Consider the following 22,075-nt stretch of genomic DNA (forward strand, 5'->3'; position numbering starts at 1 on the left):
TTAAATTCATTAGAGGTGCAGCATGCTGCACCTCTAATATTATAATATTGCTATTCTATTATTTCCTTTACACGACCAACCTGTCCATCTTCAAGCATTACCTTTATGCCATGCGGATGTAAATGCGAATTGGTTAATAACTTTTTTACAACCCCCTCTGTCAACTTTCCTGATCGCTGATCTGCTTTCAGCACAATTCGAACCTCAAGTCCTGGATGAATATCTGCCCTCTTTGTTCCGTCTTTCATTTCTTTTTTTTTTGATTTATCCTTACTACAAATATACAGGCTTTTGGGGATTTTGTATTCTTAATTAAGTAAATCATTGGTTAGACAAACAAGACCTGTTTTATTTAAGTATCATTCCAATCAAAATTCAACACCATTGTTACAATCAACCTAAAGAGGATCCCTCACTCTTCTCCACAAAATTTAGTTTTAGAAAGCCTGCAAAAAAATGCATCTTCTAACAATCAGACATTTTGCGTGTAATATTAAAAAAACCAAACAATCAGAAATAAATACAAAACTAAATATAACTAATTCCATATTGTAAAATTTTCATATATTTACATGAACATAACACAAAAACCAAATACGTTTCATAATTAGGCAAAAGAATGAACACCACTAATTATCAGTCCGTAAAAGCAAAGTTCTCATTTAACGGTCATATTTTTTTCTCTTACACCAAACTAAGTTTCCAAAAGAATCTTTTTAGTTTTGCTGTACCTGTTATTCTTATTCCAATATTAATTGTATCAAATTCGCTAAATCTTTACAGTGCATACAGAGATGAAGCAAATTACGAAATGATTTTTTTCTTATCGATTCTAATAATCAGCCTAGGTCTTACGATTGTCACAATTTTCAAATATAAAGAGGTTAAAACAATGGATGGTAAGGAGTTCACATTCCGAGAAATAAAAATGATCCGCATTAGAGAATCGAGAACGAATGCCAAATTAGCCTTTGAATTTACAAATGGTATAAAGCATAAAATGTCGATTAAAAAGGACGATGCCTATTCCGATTTCTTTAAGAACCTAAGCTATGCCAACGTAAAAATTTCAACAACTAAAAGTTAGTAAACCTGAACTGCCTTTAGCTTACAAAAAGCACCTAATTCTTCAAAATCTCCTTGTATTAGCTGAGATTGATTGCTGTGGAAACAAAAAATTGATTAATTTTATCTTACTAGTTAAACAGTCCATAGTCAATCATCATATGCAAAAATATCAATTCTTAAATAGAGATTTAAGCTGGTTATCCTTCAATAAAAGAGTACTGCAAGAGGCTTCGAATACAAGATTGCCACTATACGAGAGAATTAAATTTTTAGCTATATATTCTTCAAACCTCGATGAATTTTATAGGGTACGCTTGGGCACCTACAAACGGTTTACCGAATTGCCTGCCGAAGATAAAGGTATTTTGAGAGAGAATCCTGATGCAATATTAAAAAATATCAATGCTGAAGTTGATCGTCAGCAGAATGAATTTGGGAACATTTTTACACAGGAAATTATTCCGGCATTGGAAGAGGAGGATATTATTCTGATTCGGGACCAATCTCTATGCGAAGAACATCATCAGTTCGTGAAAGATTTTTTTCTTGATAATTTGTTGCCTCACGTTCAACCCATACTATTATTAAAAAAGCAGATTCAGCCTTTTCTTCAAAATAACGTGATTTATATTGCGGTTAAATTGTTTAAAAAAAGAAAAAAAGAAGAGGAAGAAGGTGCTCCCAAATCTCGTCGCTCCAGATATGCGATTATAAAAGTTCCGAGTCATCGTTTCCCTCGCTTTATTGAATTGCCTGATAGGGATGGCAAGCACTTCATCATGTTTTTAGACGACATCATTAAATTGAGGATGAAGCTGTTGTTTCCCGGTTACAAGATCGATTCCAGCTACAGTTTTAAGCTTAGCCGCGATGCGGATTTACTGATTGAAGATGAGTATTCGGGCGATTTAATTAAAATGATCGAGAACAGTTTAAAAAAACGGGAAACAGGTTCTCCTTCGCGTTTTTTATATGATGCATCGATTCCTAAGGATTTTCTGAAATTTTTAAAAGACTCTTTTAACCTGCAAAACAATGACATGGTGAAAGGAGCCCGATATCATAATTTTCAGGATTTTTTCTGTTTTCCAAATCCAAAATATCCTGAACTGGAACCGGAATCGTTTCACCCCTTAAAGGTGGATGATTTGCAGGGTAATAAATCTGTTTTTAAAACCATTCGGCTAAAAGATCAGATTCTTCATTTTCCTTATCAGTCGTACGAATATGTAATTCGCTTTTTAAACGAAGCAGCAGTTGACCCGAAAGTTGTAGAAATTAAAGCGACTCAATATCGGGTTGCTGATAATTCGGCCGTTGTAAATGCATTAATTAACGCAGCATTAAACGGTAAAAAAGTGACTGTATTTGTTGAAGTAAAAGCGCGCTTTGATGAAGAAGCCAATCTTAGATCGGCAAATGAAATGCGAAAAGCCGGCGTAAAGATTATTGACAGTATTCCCGGTCTAAAAGTTCATGCAAAACTAGCTTTGGTATTGCGTAAAGGAGATAAAAAAGATTATGCCTTTTTAAGTACTGGAAATTTCAATGAGAAAACAGCCAAAATTTATTCCGACCATGGTTTACTAACTTCAAATGAAGTAATTATTACTGAGTTGAAACAACTCTTCGATTATCTTGAAAACCAAACTGAAGGATATGAGTTCAGAAAACTTTTGGTTGGACGATTTAATTTGAGAAGAAGCTTAATTGAATTAATTGATCAGGAAATTCAGAATGTAAAAAATGGACACAAAGGCTATATTATTCTGAAAATGAATGGCCTTCAGGAACGTGACATGATCACTAAATTATATGAAGCCAGTGAAAAAGGGGTGAAAATTGACCTTATTATTCGCGGAATTTGTTGTCTGAAACCAAACAAAACATACGCAAAAAACATTCGGATTATTCGTATTGTCGATCAATTTCTGGAGCACGGAAGAATCTTTTATTTTCACAATTTAGGAGAAGAACTTCTGTACCTGTCTTCGGCCGATTGGATGAATCGGAATTTGCACCGACGAATTGAATGTGCTTTCCCGATTCAGGATAAGAAAATAAAAAAAGAATTGATTGATATCTTAAACATACAGCTTAATGATAATGTTAGTGCCCGAATATTAGACGGAAAATTGAATAACCTGCCCATTCCAATCAATGGAAAAGTAAAGAAAATTCAATCGCAGAAGGAAATTTTCGCTTATTTAAATAAAAAAGAAACAGCGAGTAAATCAAGAAAAAACCGAACAGCAAAAGATTCCGTGTAAATTTGTATTGTTTTAACCCAAATTAAAGCCCAATGAAACGACTTATTCTTGTAAGACATGCTAAAACAGAAGTTATTCGATACGACATTTCAGACTATCAGCGCAGCTTGGTTAACAGAGGAATAAATGATTCCAAATTGATTGCCAACAAGCTGTTCTTAAAGAATATCATTCCTGACTTGATGATTTCGAGTCCGGCCAACAGAGCTATTGAGACTGCTTTGCTGTTTGCTGATGCGCTGCAATACCCAGTTGATGAAATCGAGCAAAATGATGATTTATACGATGGTTTTACAACCAACGAATTTCTCGCTTTACTCGATCAGTTGGGAAAAGAAAATGAAACAGTTATGGTGGTTGGACACAACCCCAGCATTGAATATTTAGCCTTTAACCTAACCGAAGAGTTTTATAAGGCTGTTCCAACATGCACAGTTATCGGTATCGATTTTCAGGTTGATGAGTGGGCTGACATTGAAGTAAGAACAGGAAAACTGGCCTTTTACGAGTACCCAAAGAAATATAAAGAGGTAAAGTAGGTATAAATCTTAAGCTCAAATAGTATATGAACAATTTTGCTCTAAGCTTATGATTTCAAAACTTAACTATTTAGAATTTAAAAATAGATTAAAAGCCAATACAAAGAATGGAAATCCTAAAAGCTTTGGAACAATATTTAGCATTCTATCAATATTCTCAAAACCCAGAAAAAAATATATTGGAGAGATTAATTCGGTAAGTTTTAATTTAACAGAGAATACAACACTATTGCCAATACCATACATAATTGATGGAACTTATAAATCCAAAAGCAAATCAACAACAGAAATTTCTTTCAAAATCAAGATCATTTGGTTTGGATATTTGTGGATAAGGATTTTACCAGTTTTAGCTTTAGGATTAATTAACAGCCTTTTACTAATGCAAGGAAATAATATCAAAACAGAGATTTTTGTTATTGTGAATTTATTTCTCCTACTAATGTTTCTACCTGTTTTGATTGTATCCCGTAAGAAGAAAAAAATGATTGGTGACTTCTGTAAGCTATTTGAAATATAATTTTTAAATGATTCTAATTAACTAATCATTATTTATTCTCCAATTAGCAAAAACAACCACCTATAACTCATTTAATATTACTGCTTCCCAAAAATGATCTGTCCCTGATTATCCAAGATTAATTTGCCATCAACAGTTTCCTGCGATTGTGGATCTTTAAAACCTTTAATTAATGATGTTTTTCCTTTAGTAGCCAACGATTTTATTTGGGCTTCGCTCAATTTTTTCTCCATAAAAACAAAAGGAACAATAAACTTGCAGCCATTTCGGTAATTGGAACAACCATAGGCAGCATTCCCCTTTAAGAGTGTGCCCGTTTTGCAAAGCGGGCAAGTCCATGCTTCTGCTTCCTCGGCTATAAGTTCAATACTAAAATCGGGTGTTAAGCCTAATTGTCCATTTTGTTTTTTCCCATCAATTTCGAATCCTTTAATTTTGGGCGTTATTTTTTTCAGCACCAATGCCTCAACCTGCTTATCGGTTAATTTCTTTCCTTCAAATTCAAAAGGAATAAGAATTTTACATCCATTTCCCCAATTGGAGCATCCCCAGGCATTATTGCCTTTTAAAATCTTCCCTTCTCCGCATTTAGGGCAAGTTAATTCCTTCTTGGTTGCTGGTTTTGCCTTTGCTTTTTTCTTTTCTTTTTCCTTCTCCTCATCAATCACTTCAATTTGACTGATGTTTTTCCGCGATTTTACATCCCAAACAATTCCAACAACCATATTTTTCAATTCGGCCATAAACTGATTTACTTCGTAGTTGCCCAGCTCAATTTCCCGAAGCTTCTTTTCCCATTGTCCGGTAAGTTCTGCCGATTTTAGCAGCTCATTTTGTATGGTATCAATTAGCTGAGTGCCCGTAACTGTTGCCTCAAGTCGTTTCTTGTCTCTTTTAATGTATTTTCTTTTAAACAATGTCTCAATAATATTCGCCCGGGTGGAAGGACGGCCAATTCCGTTCTCTTTCATTAAATCCCTTAACTCATCATCATCGACCTGTTTGCCGGCGGTTTCCATGGCACGAAGCAAAGTTGCTTCCGAATAATATTTAGGAGCCTGCGTCTGTTTCTCGGCCAAATCGGGCGTATGTTCTCCACTCTCCCCTTTCACAAAATCAGGAAGAATAACTCCATCGCCAATATTACCGTCTTTAGCATATAAAACGCGCCATCCTGGTTCCAAAATCTGTTTCCCGGTTGCTTTAAAATCTATGGTGGTCACCTTTCCCAAAACGGTGGTATTACTCACTTTACAATCCGGATAAAATACTGAAATAAACCTGCGGGTTACAATATCGTAAACCTGCTTCTCATCATACGACAAAGTCCCAGGCACAACACCTGTTGGAATAATGGCATGGTGATCGGTCACCTTTTTATCATCAAAAACCTTCTTCGATTTTTTAATTTTTGCTTTTAAAAGTGGCTCGGTAAATTCACTAAATGATGTTAGCTTTTGAAGAATTCCCGGGATCTTTTTATACAAATCATCGGTAAGGTAAGTCGTATCAACTCTTGGGTAAGTGGTTAATTTCTTCTCGTATAAACTTTGAATCATTCGCAGTGTATCTTCTGCCGAAAAACCCAGTTTCCGGTTACAATCTACCTGCAATGAGGTTAAATCATATAATCTGGGAGGTAGTTCTGTCCCACTTTTTTTCTCAACAGAAACAATTTCGAATGGCTCCGAATTAATTTTATCAAGAAACTCAATTCCTTGCTCTTTTTGTTCAAACCGCCCATGAGTTGCAGCAAAACTCACATCACGATAAGTGGTTTTTAATTCCCAATAAGTTTGAGGAATAAAATTATCAATCTCTTTTTGACGATTTACAATTAAAGCCAAAGTAGGCGTTTGCACCCGACCAATGGAAAGTACCGACTTACCGTTTGCGTATTTTAGTGTGTAAAGTCGTGTTGCATTAATTCCCAACAGCCAGTCTCCAATCGATCTTGATGATCCTGCAGCATATAATTTATCAAACTCCTTACTATCACGTAAATTATTAAAGCCGTCACGAATAGCCTCTTCCGTTAGAGATGAAATCCAAAGTCGTTTAACGGGAACCTTACACTTAGCTTTGTGCAAAACCCATCGTTGAATCACTTCCCCTTCTATTCCGGCATCACCGCAGTTTATCACTTCGGTGGCATTGGCAATTAGCTTTTCAAGAATATCAAATTGTTTCTGAACTCCTTTATCGGGAATTACCCGAATTCCAAAACGCGGAGGAATAATTGGCAAATCATTTAAATGCCAGTATTTCCAATTAAGATCGTATTCATGAGGTTCTTTCAAGCCGCACAGATGACCAAAAGTCCACGATATTTGATATCCGTTTCCTTCGTAATATCCATCTTTTTTACTTTTGGCACCTAGTATCAGGGCAATTTCACGTGCTACACTTGGTTTCTCAGCTATACAAACTATCATGCTTTACTCCTCTTGTTTTTAAGGCAATATATTTTTGAATATTTCACAAAAAATCAGATTCCTGATGCTAAGGAACCAAACCATTTATTCTGTAATATAATTTTTATTTCTTTCTTTCCCGCTTCATCCACTTTTCAACCATCATGAACAATTCCATTTTTGAAACTGGTTTCATAATAAAATCGTCCATACCTGCTTCAGCAGATTTCACATGGTCATCCGAAAAAGCATTTGCTGTCATAGCAATAATCGGCCTGTCGAATCCATTCTCCCGCAATGCTGCGGTTGCCTGATAACCATCTACAATAGGCATTTGCAAATCCATAAACACCATCAAAACAGATTCTTTATTTTTCTGATAAAAATCGAGAGCTTCCCTGCCATTTTTCACCCAATGGGTAGGAATATTATCCATTTCCAACAGACGGGATATAATTTTCCCATTCACAAAATCGTCCTCTGCCAACAGTATTCTCCCATTCCCAAACACAGGCTTTTCTTCGTCCATTATTTTGATTTTTTAATTTTCAATGTAAATATGTATTGTTTTATCCAATTATCATATTCAATCGCTAAAACAAGTATTTAAATTCGATAGAAAGAATATCATCTTCTATTGAATGGCTAAAATTAGCAGTAATTACCATTAATTTATAAGGTGCGAGCCAAATTCCACCTCCATATCCATGGTGCCATTTGCTAGAACTCTCATTATCAACCCAAACCTTGCCGAAATCATTAAAACCCAAAATACCCACTTCTCCCCCCAAAAAATAAGATTTAAAACGAGCAATCCTAAGTCTCAAATCAGTATTTTGAAATACAATATCATCTCCTGCAAACCGATCCTGACGATATCCTCTTAAATTTGATTTTAAACCTAATTTATTCGCCTGATAAAATGAATATCCATTACTGTTATGACTGGCACCGGCCCTTACCGCCAATATTGTTCTTTGAGGTCTGCCAAAACTAAGATACATTCGCATATCAGTCTCCATTTTATGAAAATTATTATCATTCCTCTCCAATCCCCTATAGTACTTCCAACTGGATGACCAATAAATTCCTCTTGAAGGGAGTACCGTATTATCCCGTGAATCCCACAAGTAATTAATACTAAGTCCTAAATATCTTCTGGTATTAAAATCGGTTAAAGGATTTAAATCATTGTCAGGATTGGTAAAATCGGTTACAAAACGATCCGGTGTAGCTTTCAACTCCAGCTGCTGATAAAATGAACCAATTGAAATAAAATGTTTCTCCCCAACTTGTTGTCTTAATTGCGGATGAATAAAAAACTGAGCCATTCGAATCCTGTTGTAAGCATCATCATCGATTTTTGAATTTTCTGTTTCATTTCCCAATCCGTAAAAGTAGCCCTGAAAATTAGGTGTATTGTAATAAATATCTGTTAGAAAATCAGTTTTTCGAAACACCTGCTTGAACTCACCGGAATACTTTAACTCTATCGATGGATATGCAAATGCATAATTAACAATGAATTTATGAAATGATCCGTATGGTTCTTTCCTAAATCCTTGAGTTTTAACATTTACACCTGCACCTAAAATCAGACCATCATCACTAACAAAATTAAGGTTCGCACCAGGGCTTACAACATTATACTTAAATGCTTTTCTATCGTATGAATTTACTTCAGAACTTTTCCCAAATCTCTTTTTGTAAGCTCCATCGCCCTTAATTCTGGTTTTTGATTTATCGTAAATAAGCAGATTTTGTTTCCCTGTATCTGCCAGTTTAAACTTATCTTTTCCTTTTCCTCCAATAATTCGAAGCTTTATTCCATTTTTGTTATTTCCATTTACCTCAAACTTATCTTTTCCATCCAGTCCAAAAATTCTCACCTCATTGGTTTCATCCTTACTAAAAGTTCTGCGATACAATAGTTCTTTTTTATTCGCTTTACTGCTTAACCGATGGCTTTCAACAATTAATTTTCCATTTTCAATCCAGTTGATATCGAAACTCTCGTTATCATTCGTGCCTACAACATCAACTTCTTTCGCCAAAAATTCATAAAACTCCTCTGCCAATGCTGGTAGCTGATCTCTTCGAGCCTTTAGTTTTTGTGTAATTTCGTCACCCGAAATTGCATAGACTTCCCTTGGCAAAGCTTTCACTGATTCTTGAATAATACTATCGCTTAACTTGCTTTGAAGTTCCTTTGCCATTTCAATCCAATCATTTCTGTCCTTGGATTGTAAAAAGTTTCGATCAAAATAACGGGCATTAAAACCAAGTCCTACTACATTTTCGACAATTGAATCGAATGATTGAAATTTAGGCATAGCCCATTTTCTTCGAATCAACCAGGGAATTGCTCCATCGCTAAAGAAAAAAGCCTGATCGCGGTCTCTTGGAATCGGCCTCGCAATTGTTTTGCCATCTTTTTTGAAGGTTGCCCACCTCCACTGATCATCGTGCCGATCCCAGTCATTTAAGAAAATATCGAATAAACGGGCACGCAGCACAGCAGTTTCATCAATCTGAAGGTCTGAATTTTTGAATCTCTTTTTAAGCAACTTATCTGTTCCTAAAATATCATGGGAGTTCCCAAAATTATCCATATCAGATACATCGCCGTTGGGACGCTCTTCGAAAAGAAACAATTCATTCTTAAAACCATCCTGATAAATTCCAAAGCGAGGATCATCGGGAACGTAAACAATTTTTGGATTGGTATGATAAATACCCACTGCTTTTGCCATTTTGGGAATGGCTAAAGCGGCATACGGGTAGGATTCTGAAATTCCATCCTGTACAATTTTGGCAGCAAAGCTTCCTTGCAACCCAGGAGGAATTGCTTTTTCGGTATACTTTTCTACCGACCGCAACACATATTGTTTTCCATCTTTGGCCTCTAGCCGCAATGATCTGGTTTGCTGTCCTCCTCCTCTTTTCAAAATTTTCAGTCCGCCTTTTTCCGTTGCGATATCAAAAACCGGAACTGTGATAGGAGTAGCCCAATCTTTTCGGTAGTTCTGCCCTAAAATTTTCGTTTTTAATTTTCCATCTGTTCCATAAAATGTGCTTGCAGCAACTGAAATGGTACTATCCGAATAATTGATCTCTTTGTATTTGCTAATTAAATCTTCCTTAGAAGGAACTTGCTTAGTATAAAGTTTTTCCCGAAATGCCAAATGAGACTCATCCACTCCTTCAGCTCCCACCGACCAAAATTCGAGCCAAACCTCATCATTCGAGTAAAAATTGATTCTCGAGAAACCAACCTCACGCATAGCAACATCCATTTTATTTTTTGACACATAGTCGCTCTTACTCCCCGATCCCGAAACAACAAAAAATGAATTATCCTTTTTAGTAAACTGTAAGCTATTATCGTGAGCAGCAACAACAATAATGTTATCGTATCCCACTCCTACTTTTCGGGACATATACCTCATTTGCTTGTAAAAAGGGTAAGCGAAATCCTGCGGTGTGCCAAAAAGTTTCCGATACAACTCTACAGGACCCGGAAAAGCAAAATTTCCGCCATGCTTTCCTGCACTGTAAATAGGATGATGTGTGGCAAAAACAATTTTCTTATTCTTATTCCTCTTTATGGCATCATTTAATAGAATTAAAAAATCATCATTGCTTTCCAGATCACATTCCGTTTCCGGTTTATCTCCCAAATGAAGCCACCATTGTGAATCTACAATCAGTAAAACCACTTCATCCGTTAAGTCTATCTCAACTGGGCCGGGACAACCTCCCGAAGGAAGAAAAACATCTCCCCGATCCAAATAATCCTCTATAAATGTCTCAGTATTCAGTAAAGTTTCCCATCCATGACGTCGTCCCTCGTTCCATTCTTTTTCGCCAGGAATAAAAATAAGTTCACCCTTAAAATCCTTTATCGAATGTAAAAGTTTCATTAAATCAGGATTCTCTGCGTCTATATCCTCTAATTCATCCTCTAAATATCCTTTCGGGAAAGTGTTGCCTAAAAATACGAGTGTCCCTTTCTGCCCAACTTCATTCATTTGACCTTTTAGCATGTCGATATTTGAATCAACAATTGCCGATTCACCAACATCACCAATAAAAAAAATAGAATGATCGAGCAATGTTGATGCAGGAGCTTCCGGCAACTTAGTATTTTGAGCAAATACAGTATTTATTGAAATAAAAACACCAATATATAGTAAAATCCTCTTCATCGTATTATCAAAATTAAAATACAATCACATTTGTCAATTTCAATTTATTTGTGGTAACTGAACCTGTAAATATTAGCAGCTCTTCCTTTTCCTTCATTAGAAATATACATAGTCCCGTCAGGAGAAAAACAGATTCCCTCCGGCTGTCTGAACATCTTTCGTTTCAATTTCACAATAGCCAAAACATCGCCTTCCGGATTGAGCACCAGTAATAATTTACCAACGGATCCTAATACATATAAGTTATTGGTAATAGGATGCATTGCCACCGCCGATGGTTGAAATGTAAAATCTCCTTGTGATGGATTAATGCTTTCCACCAAGGTCACAGAAAAACTTGTATATCCGTCAAAATCAAGAATTCTCCTTATTTGTTCCTGATCAATTAAAAAAGCAGGAGAATCAGACAATTTATTCGTTTTGAGAGAATACTTATAAATTGCTCTTTTCCCTTTAAAATTATTATTAATGCCCGGATTTCCTTTGCATGCAACAAGAAGACTATTGCTTTGGAAATCATAACCTAAACCTTCCGTATTGTTTCCTGCATTCAATTGTGTTTTGGTTTTCACAGATAAAATATCCTCATTTTTCATATGATCAACTGCAAAAATATTTCCATCTGACCGGAGTACAAAAACCTGATCACCTACTACTTCAATGCCTTCATAATCTCCCGATTTATCAAACGCATATTTTTTTGTAATCTCTTTCTTCTTTAAACTGAATTTGTAAATAATTCCTTTCTCATCGTTCACACAAAGCAAACTGTGATCATTATAATAAGATAATCCGGAAATCTCTCTTAACTCATCTTTCAAATTATATTTTTCATCAGCCTCCAATATGGAGTAAGGAAATTGGTAGGTAGAATCCAATTCATATACCAACTTGGTATCAGCTGATTTCTGCTTACACGATTCAAAAAAGACAAGAAAACTTAGAAGAACAATATAGGAAATTAAAAATCTGTTCATTATATGAAGTATCTTTTGCAAATTTAATTAGGAATTTAAAATTACATAAATAAGGTTCAATTCCCAACAAAAAAGAGGGAACCAAGGCATTATTATGGAATTTTCAAATCGTTTTCCACTATAATGACTATATTTATTCATTACAATTTCATTTAGTCAACATTAGAAAAAAAAAGAGAAATGAATATCATCCATGAAGCGGAAACATTTGTTACTAATTTAATCGAAAGTACCCACCAGCCAATCTTTACCTATCACAATTTGGAACACACTCAAAATGTGGTTAAACAAGCAAAAAAAATTGGTTTGGAAACTGGATTGTCTCCCGACGAAATGGAAAATCTCATTCTAGCAGCCTGGTTTCATGACACCGGTTACTATGAAAACTTTGCTAAACATGAAGAGATAAGTGCCGCACATGCCAGAAAATTTCTCGAAGAAAAAAATTACCCTGAGGAAAAAATACAACAAATAACTGAAGCCATTCTACACACAAAGATGCCACACCTTCCTTGTGATGAAAAAGTATGTAATGTGCTATGCGATGCAGATCTGCACCACTTATCAACAAAGGATTACATAAAAATATCCGAAAAGCTGAGAGAAGAAAGAAGTGGAATTCTTCATCATGACATTCACCCCAAATTGTATTGGGAAGAAACCTTGCGTTTTTTAAAAGATCATCATTACCATACCAATTACGGTAAAAAAACTTTGGCTAAAAAGAAAGAGGTGAATTATCAAAAAGTAGTTGATAAAGTGGCTGGTTTTCAGACTAAAGAAATAAAGAAACTTACCGAAATGGTAAGTAAACTGGAGCAACAAAACACAAAGCTAAAAACCCCGCAGCGTGGCATTGAAACCATGTTTAAAGTAACTTCAAGGAATCAGATTAATTTAAGTTCCATTGCCGATAAAAAAGCCAACTTAATGATCTCTGTCAATTCAATCATCATCTCGGCCATCTTCTTTATTTTCAAAAATATAATGGATGTTCCTCATTTCATTATCCCTTGTGTTATTCTTTTGATAGTCTGTTTGTTCACCATTACGTATTCTGTATTGGCAACCCGGCCTATTGTTACGTCAGGAACATTCTCGCAGGAAGACATCAAAAAGAAGAGAGTAAATTTAATGTTTTTCGGAAATTTCCATAAAATGGCTCTTGCCGATTATTCAGACGCATTAAAAGGAATGATGTCGGACTACGATGAATTGTATGACAGTTTAATTAGAGATCAGTATTTTCTTGGAAAAGTTCTGGGTAGAAAATATCGATTTTTACGAATTTCTTATACCATATTTATGTTTGGCCTCATCTTTTCAGTTCTAACATTTATTCTGGCTGCAATTTACCAGCCTATGGTTTGGTAAAATTTTTATTTCAAATTAATCCCTGAAAAGAAATACATAAGCTAACTTTGCAACATCATGTTTTTTTTACTTGTGAAAGCTTATGAACTTATTTTATACACCAGATATCCAGAATCAATTTTATCAATTGAATGAGATTGAATCAAAACATTGCATTAGAGTACTTCGCTTAAAAGAGGAAGATATTATTCATCTGATTGATGGTAAAGGCTCTCTTTACAAAGCAAAAATAATTGACGCTCATCCTAAAAGATGCACTGTTGAGTGTATCGAGACTCAAACGGAATTTGGAAAACTGAATTACAAGTTACACATTGCTCTGGCGCCTACAAAAAATATGGATAGAACAGAATGGTTCATGGAAAAATGTACTGAAATTGGTATTCATGAATTCACTCCTCTTCTATGTCAGCACTCCGAGAGGAAAGTAGTAAAACATGAGCGTTTGTTTAAAGTAATTACCTCTGCAGTTAAACAATCGCTTAAAGCTTACCATCCAATTTTAAATGAACAAACCAAATTTTCCGATTTGGTAACTTCCCCATTCGATGGAGAAAAATACATAGCTCATTGCAACGAAGGTGAAAAAACGCATCTGAAAAATCTTTATCAGGCAAAACAAAATGCATTAATATTGATTGGCCCTGAAGGAGATTTTAGTATTGAAGAAGTAAATCTGGCTAAAGAAAATGGCTTTAAAGAAATTAGTCTGGGAGAAAGCCGTTTGAGAACAGAAACAGCCGGAGTTGTTGCATGTAATATCATTAGTTTAGAAAACCAATAATCATTTGATGAGTAAAATAATTCATATCGCGCTTTTTTTGCTCATTAGTTTGTGCTCCTTTTCACAAAACACAACGGTTCGAATCGGTTTACTTAAATACAATGGCGGTGGTGACTGGTATGCAAATCCAGGATCATTACCCAATCTCATCGAATTTTGCAATCGCAACAACATTGCAAACATCTATAAAGATGCCAATATTGTTGAAGTGGGAAGTCCTGAGCTATTCTCCTATCCATTTGTTCACCTAACCGGGCACGGAAATATTGTTTTGAACAATCAGGAAGTTACAAATTTAAGGAAGTATCTTGAAGGTGGTGGCTTTCTTCATGTTGATGACAATTATGGTTTGAATGCCTATTTCAGACGCGAGATAAAAAAAGTGTTTCCGAACGAAGAACTGATTGAGTTACCCTTTTCTCATCCAATTTATCATCAAGTGTACGAATTCCCAAACGGACTTCCTAAAATACATGAACACGATGGGAAACCTCCTCAGGGCTTTGGTATTTTTCACAAAGGAAGATTGGTTTGTTTTTACACTTACGAAACGGATTTGGGCGATGGCTGGGAAGATACTTCTGTTCACAACGATACAGAAATTAATCATCAAAAAGCACTAAAGATGGGTGCAAATATTATTTCTTACTCGTTCAGTAATTAGAATTATTCTTAATTACCTTATTCTCTTCCCATAAATGAATCTTCATCTTATTTTGGCTTGAATTTCCCTTAACAAAATGATATCTTAAACTGATATTACATTGTTTTCAGTTACTTAAGATATTTACTATGGCAAAATCGACGAAAGGAATTATTGGAATTCTAACTGGTGGTGGTGATGTTCCCGGGTTAAATCCCGCTATTCGTGCTGTCACAATTAGAGCAATAAGGGAAGGTTATCAGGTAATCGGCATTCGCAAAGGCTGGAGAGGTTTAATTGATATTATCCGTGATAAAAAAGCAGATAACAGCGAGAACTATATTTCATTAAGTGAAGAACTGGTAAACAAAGTTGGTAGAACCGGCGGCACATTTCTTCACACTTCCAGAGTAAATCCTTCAAAAACCTCAAAAGATAGAATTCCAACTCATCTAAAAGAAAAATACAATGAAGAGGTTAATGATTTAACGGAAGAGGTTCTTGCCAATCTGGCTTTTCTGAACATTGACTATTTAATTCCGATTGGAGGTGACGACACTCTTAGCTATGGTGTGCGGTTGTACAAAGAAGGATTTAAAGTTATTGCCATACCTAAAACCATGGATAACGATGTTCCCGGAACTGACTATTGTATCGGATTTAGTACATGTATCACACGTACCATTTCATTAACACACAGCCTAAGAACATCAGCTGGTTCGCATGAAAGATTACTGGTATTGGAAGTTTTCGGTCGTTATGCGGGATTTACAGCAATTTTACCAACGCTGGCCGGTGCAGCAAATAGATGTGTAATTCCAGAATACAATTTTGACATAGAACGCTTAACCGAGCTAATGATACAAGATCGATTCTCAAATCCCAGTCATTATTCCGTTGTGCTAATTTCTGAAGGTGCTAGTTTCTCGGGAGAGGATATGATTTTTCAGGATGATGTCAGAGATGATTACGGACATAGAAAATTAGGTGGCATTGGTGACCGCGTATCTGAACATCTGAAACAATTATCTCCAAAATACAACAATTCAAAACCTATTAATGTTATCAATCAAAAGTTAGGTTATATGGTTCGTTGCGGCGATCCGGATGCTATTGATTCCATAGTTCCTATGGCATTTGGAAATCTGGCATTGGATTTAATCATTAAAGGAGTTCATGGCAGATTAATAACACTCCGAAATGGAAGATATGATAATGCTCCGATAGATATTGTTACCAGCTCTAAAAAATTGGTGGATGTTGACCGATATTACAATACAGATCGATTAAGACCGAAATACAACAGCTTCGAAATGCAGCCATTATTTTTAATGACCGGATTGTAAGAAAAAAATGTTTAGTATATTTGAGAAACCTTTCGTTACCGAAAGGTTTCTGCTTTTATCAGAATATCCAAACCATTTTTGAACCCTCTTCAGAATTTATTTTTTCACTATTAAATTTATTATGCTGGAATATAACATCTTAGGCATTCAATTACTTGAATGGATTGGCTATGCAGCCTCGGTATTGGTTTTGATTTCTTTAACAATGACTTCAATTGTAAAATTAAGATGGTACAATTTGACTGGAGCTGTTCTTTTTTCTGCTTACGGATTTCTAATTGGCTCCTTACCTGTTGGAATCATGAATTTTCTTATTGTTTGCGCAAACCTATACAATCTGCAGAAAATGTATAAGCGAAAAGAAGACTTTAAAATCATTGAGATAAAAGAAAATGACGAGCTGTTAACACATTTTCTTGACTTTTATAAAAAGGACATTAAGAGTTTCTTTCCGGATTATAAAATGAGAAAAGGCCAATTGGGAATGTTTGTACTAAGAGATATGGCAGTTGCAGGAATTTTTATCGGATCTAAAGATCAAACAGAACTAAGAATTGAATTGGATTATGCATTACCTCAGTACCGCGACTTTAAAGTTGGTGCTTATTTGTACAATCAATTAAGTGATATTTTACAGAAACACGATATCAATTCCGTTTATTTCGACACGGGAATGAATCTAAAATATATGGAGAAAATGGGATTTGAAGCATCCAATAAAGATGGCAATTCCATCATGCAAAAATCATTAAAAAAATCCTCTTAATAACTTAAGCCCAAATGTTAAAATGTAACATTTGGGCTTTTTTTATTCTTCTAATTTGCCGGCATCTTCAGAGCCATTATCTTTTTTCCGTCCTGCTTCATTCAAGGCTTTATTCAAAATCCATTCAATTTGTCCATTCGTACTACGAAATTCATCAACAGCCCACCTTTCCAACTTTTTGTACATCTCAGGATCAAGACGCAGAACAAATGATTTCTTTTTTGCCATAGTTAATTAATTATTGATACAAAGTTCCGGTATTTACAACAGGAGTTACATCTTTATCGGAACAAAGCACTACCATCAAATTACTAACCATTGTTGCTTTTTTATCCTCATCAAGATCAACAATGTTTTTTTGTGCCAATTGCTCCAATGCCATATCAACCATACTAACAGCACCTTCAACAATTTTAAACCGTGCAGCAACCACCGCCGTTGCCTGCTGACGGCGCAACATTGCACCTGCAATTTCAGAGGCGTACGCAAGATAGTTAATTCTTGCTTCCATCACTTCAATTCCGGCAATTTCCAATCGTTCAGTCAACTCTCTTTCCAATAATTCACTTACATTATTTCCTCCCGAACGCAAGGTAATCTCAGCCTGTTCATCCTCAAAATTATCATACGGATACGAACCAGCCATATGTCGAATAGCAGCCTCAGACTGAATATTCACAAAATGTTCGAAGTTATCTACATCAAAAGCAGCTTTGTAGGTATCTCTTACCCTCCATACCAAAACAACCCCAATCATAATCGGGTTTCCAATTTTGTCATTCACCTTTATAGGATCACTATCCAGATTCCGGGCTCTCAAACTCACTTTCTTTTTTACCATAAATGGATTTACCCAAAAGAATCCATTAGTCATTATGGTTCCTTTATATGCACCAAACAGCACTAAAACTGAAGTTTCGTTTGGATTAACGATTGTAAACCCCGGAATAAAAGCTATTACCAAAGGAATAAAAATAACGAAAAACGGGTTCCTTACCATTACCAATCCCACTATGCCAATTACCAGCATAGCCAGAACAATGAAAACCATTAAAAATCCTGACTTTCCAGAATAACTCTTTTCTTCTCTCATAATAATTTAGTTTGATATCATTTTGATATCAAATATACATCTTTATTTTAAAATTGAAAATATTAGAACAAAAAAAAACCGGAGTACAAATACTCCGGCTATTTCTTAGTTTAATGCTATTTCTGCAATATCTGGCAATTTCAGATTCACATTTTTCGTGGACTGACGAAATCCTAAAACACGATGAAGAAGATTTGATTGAGACTTCACTTTGAATCTGTCCAGATATTCAACGAGTTCAATAGATTCGAAAACATCAGAATTTGCAATCCGATCCATAAGTGAAATCATTTCTTGTCCTGTATTTTTACGGGCAAAATTTAAAAGAGTATAAACATCATTCATAGGCAAATAATTATTTCTATTTTCCTATTAACGATTAAAATTTCCTTTTAGTATCCGGAATCAAAAAAGACTGGAAAACGCACATCTTCAGTCAATTTATTTTTAGATAAAATATTCTTACTAAAGAGTAAGACTCATATTTTTTTCTTCAATTGTTTTCCGCATATTGATTAAGGCATATCTCATACGCCCCAGAGCGGTGTTGATACTAACATCAGTATGTTCGGCAATCTCCTTAAAACTTAAACCTTTATAATGCCGCAAAATAACAACCTCTCTCTGATCCTCAGGTAGTTCATCAACCAATTTACGAACATCATCATGAATCTGATTTTGAATAAGTTCATCTTCATAGTTGCCTTCACAATATTTAGAAGAATTGAAAATATCCAATTCATAATCATCTTTAGAAAAGGTATTGTTCTGTTTCTCTTTTCTAAAATGATCTATAATTAAATTATGAGCTATTCGCAGCACCCAGGCCAAAAATTTCCCATTGTCTTGATATTTCCCCATACGGAGCGATCGGATTACCTTAATAAAGGTATCCTGAAATAAGTCCTCGGAAAGCTGATGATTTTTTACAATTAGATAGATATACGTATATACTCTGTCCCTATGTCGGGTTACAAGAGTGTCAATACTATCATGATTACCATCAATGAATTGCTTAACGAGATCATAATCGGTAGGATTAATCTTTCTCAATTTCACAGCTATTTAATAAAACAGTGTAAAAATTATTCTATAAGCAATGTCTCCTTTATTATTGATGGTTAATAAATATCCTTAACAAGATGCAATAAACTAATTTTTAATGAGATTTGAAAATGTTTAGAAGTTAAATATCTTTGTAGATTCGATTTTAGTAAACTTATAAGAAACCTAATTTAGGGTCGAATAATAAATATGGCGGACAAGAATTCAGAGAAATACATTTATATAAAAGGGGCAAAAGTTCATAATCTAAAGAACATCGACCTCAAGATTCCCAGAAATAAGTTTATTGTAATCACAGGGCTTTCAGGATCAGGGAAATCATCATTGGCATTTGACACCCTTTATGCTGAAGGACAACGAAGGTATGTGGAAAGTTTATCTTCCTATGCAAGACAATTTTTAGGACGAATTGACAAGCCTGAGGTTGATTTTATTAAAGGGATACCTCCTGCCATCGCAATTGAGCAGAAGGTAAATACCCGAAATCCACGCTCAACTGTTGGCACATCAACAGAGATTTACGATTATCTTAAACTTCTTTTCGCAAGAATAGGGAGAACCTACTCGCCCATTTCAAATACCCTCGTAAAGAGGCACTCCATTACTGATGTTGTAAAGTATATCCTTAGTCAGGAAGAAGGTGTTCCGGTAATGATTTTAGCGGAAATGCACAATGGCGACCGAAGTAAAAAAGAGCAGCTGGAAGTTTTATCTCAACAAGGATTTTCAAGAGTAGAAAATAAAGGAGAAATCCATAAGATTTTTGAAGCAATTGAGAATCCTGGTCTTCTTCAAGATGATGAGCCAATTCATATCGTAATTGATCGAATAAGAGTTTCTTCTGATGAAGATACTCAAAATAGAATAGCTGATTCCCTGCAAACTGCATTTTACGAAGGAAAAGGTGAATGCCTGCTTTCTATTAATGGAAGTACAGATTACCAAGCTTTCTCGAATCGTTTCGAGGCCGATGGAATTGTATTTGAAGATCCAAATGTTCACACATTCAGCTTTAACAATCCACTTGGTGCATGTCCAACCTGCGAAGGCTTTGGAAAGGTAATTGGTATTGATGAAGATCTGGTTATCCCAAACAAAACACTAAGCATCTACGACGATGCAGTTGTTTGCTGGAAGGGTGAGAAAATGCAGGAATGGAAAAATAAATTAATCTATTCTGCTGATAAGTTTGATTTTCCTATACATCGCTCCTATTTTGAATTGAGTGAAGAAGAAAAACTTTTACTGTGGACTGGAAATAAGCACTTTAAAGGCTTAAATGATTTTTTTAAATATCTGGAAGCAAAACAATATAAGATTCAATACCGGGTTATGTTATCCCGCTACAGAGGAAAAACAGTTTGCCCGGACTGTAGAGGAACCCGGTTAAAAAAAGAGGCCGGCTATGTAAAAGTGAATGATAAAAACATTCAGGATTTGGTGTTAATGCCATTGAATGAGCTCAACGATTTTTTTCAAAATTTACATTTGGATAAAACGGATGAAAAAATTGCCAGTCGTTTACTTGTTGATATTAAAAACCGCATCAATTTCCTATCTGATGTCGGATTGGGTTACCTAACCCTTAATCGATTATCCAGCAGTTTGTCCGGTGGAGAATCGCAACGAATCAATTTAGCAACCTCATTAGGAAGCAGTCTTGTTGGTTCGCTTTACATTCTGGATGAACCAAGTATTGGACTTCATTCGCGGGACACAGAATTGCTCATAAAAGTTTTGAGGGAATTGCGCGATTTGGGAAATACGGTTATTGTTGTTGAGCACGATGAAGATATAATTTTAGCTGCTGATGAACTTATCGATATAGGGCCATATGCCGGCCGGCTTGGCGGTGAAGTCGTATTCCAAGGAAATATTGATCAGTTAAAAAAGTCATCGGAAAGTTTAACTTCTCAATACATTTCCGAAAAAATGATGATCCCTGTGCCCGTCACACGAAAAAAATGGAATAATTTCATTGAAATAATTGGTGCAAGGGAGAATAATCTAAAAGGCTTAAACATTAAATTCCCATTAAATATCATGTCAGTTATCACTGGTGTGAGTGGCTCCGGAAAATCTTCTCTTGTGAAAACGATCCTGTATCCGGCCTTAAAGAAACATTACGGCGGGTACTCCGATAAAAGTGGTCATTTCGATGCTCTTAAAGGAGATCTTCATCTTATTAAAGATATCGAATTTGTCGATCAGAATCCAATTGGGAAATCATCACGATCGAATCCTGTTACCTACTTAAAGGCATACGATGAAATCCGAAAACTATTCGCCAATCAAAAAGCATCACAGTATAGTGGTTTTAAACCTTCACATTTTTCCTTTAATATTGACGGAGGCAGATGTGATGAATGTCAGGGGGAAGGAATAATTAAGGTTGAAATGCAGTTTATGGCTGATATTTACCTGCAATGCGAAAGTTGTAAGGGAAAAAGATTTAAAGATGATATCCTGCAAATTAGATACAATCAAAAAAACATTCATGACGTATTGGAAATGACTGTAAACGAATCGGTTGAATTCTTTTCTCAGGGTAAAAGCACAACAGAAAAGAAAATTGTTCAACGATTACAACCACTGGTTGATGTAGGATTAGGTTACGTAAAATTAGGGCAATCATCAAGCACCTTAAGTGGTGGTGAAAGTCAAAGGGTAAAACTAGCTTCCTTTTTGGCGAAAGAAAAAGCAGAACCTTGCCTGTTTGTTTTTGATGAACCAACAACTGGATTACATTTTCATGATATCAATAAATTAATGGATGCATTTAATGCCCTAATATCAAGAGGACATACGCTAATTATTATTGAACACAATATGGAAATAATTAAATGTGCAGATTGGCTAATTGATTTAGGTCCTGAAGGTGGAATTAATGGAGGACAGATTGTTTTTGAGGGAGTTCCCGAAGATGCTGTTCATTGTTCAGCTTCCTATACAGGACGATATTTAAATGAAAAAATAGATAAAAAAGGTTCCTAAAGGAACCTTTTTTT

General features: G+C 35.3%; 19 protein-coding genes. 10 read left to right on the plus strand and 9 right to left on the minus strand.

What is annotated here, in order from left to right; translation table 11 throughout:
* Window positions 1–50: 50 nt before the first annotated feature.
* The gene (locus ACY0M5_RS15780) at window positions 51–248 is read right to left on the minus strand and encodes a YwbE family protein (protein ID WP_124992662.1); all 198 of its coding nucleotides are present in this window, start codon (window positions 246–248) and stop codon (window positions 51–53) included.
* Window positions 249–619: 371 nt separating this feature from the next.
* Here ACY0M5_RS15780 and ACY0M5_RS15785 point away from each other — a divergent pair, with 371 nt between their 5' ends.
* The 4 genes from ACY0M5_RS15785 to ACY0M5_RS15800 all read left to right on the plus strand — a co-directional run bounded on the left by ACY0M5_RS15785 (window position 620) and on the right by ACY0M5_RS15800 (window position 4,397).
* A complete protein-coding gene (locus ACY0M5_RS15785) occupies window positions 620–1,087 on the plus strand; it encodes a hypothetical protein (protein WP_461629787.1) in 468 nt (155 codons plus the stop codon).
* Window positions 1,088–1,226: 139 nt separating this feature from the next.
* Window positions 1,227–3,338, plus strand: coding sequence for a polyphosphate kinase 1 (gene ppk1 / locus ACY0M5_RS15790; protein WP_461629788.1), 2,112 nt, complete (start codon window positions 1,227–1,229; stop codon window positions 3,336–3,338).
* A 32-nt stretch (window positions 3,339–3,370) separates the two neighbouring features.
* Window positions 3,371–3,877 (plus strand): SixA phosphatase family protein, encoded by a 507-nt coding sequence (locus ACY0M5_RS15795; protein WP_461629789.1) that lies wholly within the window; start codon window positions 3,371–3,373, stop codon window positions 3,875–3,877.
* A gap of 49 nt (window positions 3,878–3,926) precedes the next feature.
* Window positions 3,927–4,397: a hypothetical protein gene (locus ACY0M5_RS15800; protein ID WP_461629790.1), complete on the plus strand. Its 471-nt coding sequence runs from the start codon at window positions 3,927–3,929 to the stop codon at window positions 4,395–4,397.
* A 77-nt stretch (window positions 4,398–4,474) separates the two neighbouring features.
* Here the strand turns inward: ACY0M5_RS15800 and ACY0M5_RS15805 are convergent, their stop codons facing one another.
* The 4 genes from ACY0M5_RS15805 to ACY0M5_RS15820 form a co-directional block, all read right to left on the minus strand.
* Window positions 4,475–6,832 (minus strand): type IA DNA topoisomerase, encoded by a 2,358-nt coding sequence (locus ACY0M5_RS15805; RefSeq protein WP_461629791.1) that lies wholly within the window; start codon window positions 6,830–6,832, stop codon window positions 4,475–4,477.
* Window positions 6,833–6,935: 103 nt separating this feature from the next.
* Window positions 6,936–7,340 carry a response regulator gene (locus ACY0M5_RS15810; RefSeq protein ID WP_124992656.1) on the minus strand — a complete coding sequence of 135 codons (405 nt, stop codon included), beginning with the start codon at window positions 7,338–7,340 and terminating at the stop codon, window positions 6,936–6,938.
* A 64-nt stretch (window positions 7,341–7,404) separates the two neighbouring features.
* Window positions 7,405–11,019, minus strand: coding sequence for a BamA/TamA family outer membrane protein (locus ACY0M5_RS15815; protein ID WP_461629792.1), 3,615 nt, complete (start codon window positions 11,017–11,019; stop codon window positions 7,405–7,407).
* Between the two features lie 44 nt (window positions 11,020–11,063).
* The gene (locus tag ACY0M5_RS15820) at window positions 11,064–11,996 is read right to left on the minus strand and encodes an SdiA-regulated domain-containing protein (protein WP_461629793.1); all 933 of its coding nucleotides are present in this window, start codon (window positions 11,994–11,996) and stop codon (window positions 11,064–11,066) included.
* 180 nt (window positions 11,997–12,176) lie between these two features.
* Here ACY0M5_RS15820 and ACY0M5_RS15825 point away from each other — a divergent pair, with 180 nt between their 5' ends.
* The 5 genes from ACY0M5_RS15825 (at window position 12,177) to ACY0M5_RS15845 (ending at window position 16,909) form a co-directional block, all read left to right on the plus strand.
* The gene (locus tag ACY0M5_RS15825; protein ID WP_124992653.1) at window positions 12,177–13,370 is read left to right on the plus strand and encodes a Pycsar system effector family protein; all 1,194 of its coding nucleotides are present in this window, start codon (window positions 12,177–12,179) and stop codon (window positions 13,368–13,370) included.
* 82 nt (window positions 13,371–13,452) lie between these two features.
* Window positions 13,453–14,154: a 16S rRNA (uracil(1498)-N(3))-methyltransferase gene (locus ACY0M5_RS15830; RefSeq protein WP_124992652.1), complete on the plus strand. Its 702-nt coding sequence runs from the start codon at window positions 13,453–13,455 to the stop codon at window positions 14,152–14,154.
* 7 nt (window positions 14,155–14,161) lie between these two features.
* Window positions 14,162–14,818, plus strand: coding sequence for a DUF4159 domain-containing protein (locus tag ACY0M5_RS15835; protein ID WP_124992651.1), 657 nt, complete (start codon window positions 14,162–14,164; stop codon window positions 14,816–14,818).
* 128 nt (window positions 14,819–14,946) lie between these two features.
* Window positions 14,947–16,143, plus strand: coding sequence for a 6-phosphofructokinase (locus ACY0M5_RS15840; protein WP_124992650.1), 1,197 nt, complete (start codon window positions 14,947–14,949; stop codon window positions 16,141–16,143).
* 121 nt (window positions 16,144–16,264) lie between these two features.
* Window positions 16,265–16,909, plus strand: a complete 645-nt coding sequence (locus ACY0M5_RS15845; RefSeq protein ID WP_461629794.1) for a hypothetical protein — start codon at window positions 16,265–16,267, stop codon at window positions 16,907–16,909.
* Window positions 16,910–16,951: 42 nt separating this feature from the next.
* Here ACY0M5_RS15845 and ACY0M5_RS15850 read toward each other — a convergent pair whose 3' ends face one another.
* The 4 genes from ACY0M5_RS15850 to ACY0M5_RS15865 all read right to left on the minus strand — a co-directional run bounded on the left by ACY0M5_RS15850 (window position 16,952) and on the right by ACY0M5_RS15865 (window position 19,055).
* Window positions 16,952–17,137 (minus strand): type II toxin-antitoxin system antitoxin, encoded by a 186-nt coding sequence (locus tag ACY0M5_RS15850; RefSeq protein WP_156195918.1) that lies wholly within the window; start codon window positions 17,135–17,137, stop codon window positions 16,952–16,954.
* Between the two features lie 10 nt (window positions 17,138–17,147).
* Window positions 17,148–18,002, minus strand: coding sequence for an SPFH domain-containing protein (locus tag ACY0M5_RS15855; RefSeq protein ID WP_101308323.1), 855 nt, complete (start codon window positions 18,000–18,002; stop codon window positions 17,148–17,150).
* A gap of 105 nt (window positions 18,003–18,107) precedes the next feature.
* Window positions 18,108–18,347 (minus strand): hypothetical protein, encoded by a 240-nt coding sequence (locus ACY0M5_RS15860; protein WP_461629795.1) that lies wholly within the window; start codon window positions 18,345–18,347, stop codon window positions 18,108–18,110.
* Between the two features lie 120 nt (window positions 18,348–18,467).
* Complete coding sequence (locus ACY0M5_RS15865) at window positions 18,468–19,055, minus strand: RNA polymerase sigma factor (RefSeq protein ID WP_425436058.1); 588 nt, start codon at window positions 19,053–19,055, stop codon at window positions 18,468–18,470.
* Window positions 19,056–19,256: 201 nt separating this feature from the next.
* Here ACY0M5_RS15865 and uvrA point away from each other — a divergent pair, with 201 nt between their 5' ends.
* Window positions 19,257–22,061 carry an excinuclease ABC subunit UvrA gene (gene uvrA / locus ACY0M5_RS15870; RefSeq protein ID WP_461629796.1) on the plus strand — a complete coding sequence of 935 codons (2,805 nt, stop codon included), beginning with the start codon at window positions 19,257–19,259 and terminating at the stop codon, window positions 22,059–22,061.
* Window positions 22,062–22,075: the final 14 nt, after the last annotated feature.

This window comes from Labilibaculum euxinicum (genome assembly GCF_963678175.1).
Lineage (GTDB): Bacteria > Bacteroidota > Bacteroidia > Bacteroidales > Marinifilaceae > Labilibaculum > Labilibaculum euxinus.

Excerpts from the sequence above, each read along its gene's own strand:
- ACY0M5_RS15840 (WP_124992650.1), top strand. The coding sequence starts at position 14,947 with ATGGCAAAATCGACGAAAGGAATTATTGGAATTCTAACTGGTGGTGGT.
- ppk1 (WP_461629788.1), top strand. The coding sequence starts at position 1,227 with ATGCAAAAATATCAATTCTTAAATAGAGATTTAAGCTGGTTATCCTTC.
- ACY0M5_RS15835 (WP_124992651.1), top strand. The coding sequence starts at position 14,162 with ATGAGTAAAATAATTCATATCGCGCTTTTTTTGCTCATTAGTTTGTGC.
- ACY0M5_RS15860 (WP_461629795.1), bottom strand. The coding sequence starts at position 18,347 with ATGAATGATGTTTATACTCTTTTAAATTTTGCCCGTAAAAATACAGGA.
- ACY0M5_RS15825 (WP_124992653.1), top strand. The coding sequence starts at position 12,177 with ATGAATATCATCCATGAAGCGGAAACATTTGTTACTAATTTAATCGAA.
- ACY0M5_RS15800 (WP_461629790.1), top strand. The coding sequence starts at position 3,927 with ATGATTTCAAAACTTAACTATTTAGAATTTAAAAATAGATTAAAAGCC.
- ACY0M5_RS15855 (WP_101308323.1), bottom strand. The coding sequence starts at position 18,002 with ATGAGAGAAGAAAAGAGTTATTCTGGAAAGTCAGGATTTTTAATGGTT.
- ACY0M5_RS15810 (WP_124992656.1), bottom strand. The coding sequence starts at position 7,340 with ATGGACGAAGAAAAGCCTGTGTTTGGGAATGGGAGAATACTGTTGGCA.
- ACY0M5_RS15785 (WP_461629787.1), top strand. The coding sequence starts at position 620 with ATGAACACCACTAATTATCAGTCCGTAAAAGCAAAGTTCTCATTTAAC.
- ACY0M5_RS15830 (WP_124992652.1), top strand. The coding sequence starts at position 13,453 with ATGAACTTATTTTATACACCAGATATCCAGAATCAATTTTATCAATTG.
- ACY0M5_RS15805 (WP_461629791.1), bottom strand. The coding sequence starts at position 6,832 with ATGATAGTTTGTATAGCTGAGAAACCAAGTGTAGCACGTGAAATTGCC.
- ACY0M5_RS15780 (WP_124992662.1), bottom strand. The coding sequence starts at position 248 with ATGAAAGACGGAACAAAGAGGGCAGATATTCATCCAGGACTTGAGGTT.
- ACY0M5_RS15820 (WP_461629793.1), bottom strand. The coding sequence starts at position 11,996 with ATGAACAGATTTTTAATTTCCTATATTGTTCTTCTAAGTTTTCTTGTC.
- ACY0M5_RS15795 (WP_461629789.1), top strand. The coding sequence starts at position 3,371 with ATGAAACGACTTATTCTTGTAAGACATGCTAAAACAGAAGTTATTCGA.
- ACY0M5_RS15845 (WP_461629794.1), top strand. The coding sequence starts at position 16,265 with ATGCTGGAATATAACATCTTAGGCATTCAATTACTTGAATGGATTGGC.
- ACY0M5_RS15815 (WP_461629792.1), bottom strand. The coding sequence starts at position 11,019 with ATGAAGAGGATTTTACTATATATTGGTGTTTTTATTTCAATAAATACT.
- uvrA (WP_461629796.1), top strand. The coding sequence starts at position 19,257 with ATGGCGGACAAGAATTCAGAGAAATACATTTATATAAAAGGGGCAAAA.
- ACY0M5_RS15850 (WP_156195918.1), bottom strand. The coding sequence starts at position 17,137 with ATGGCAAAAAAGAAATCATTTGTTCTGCGTCTTGATCCTGAGATGTAC.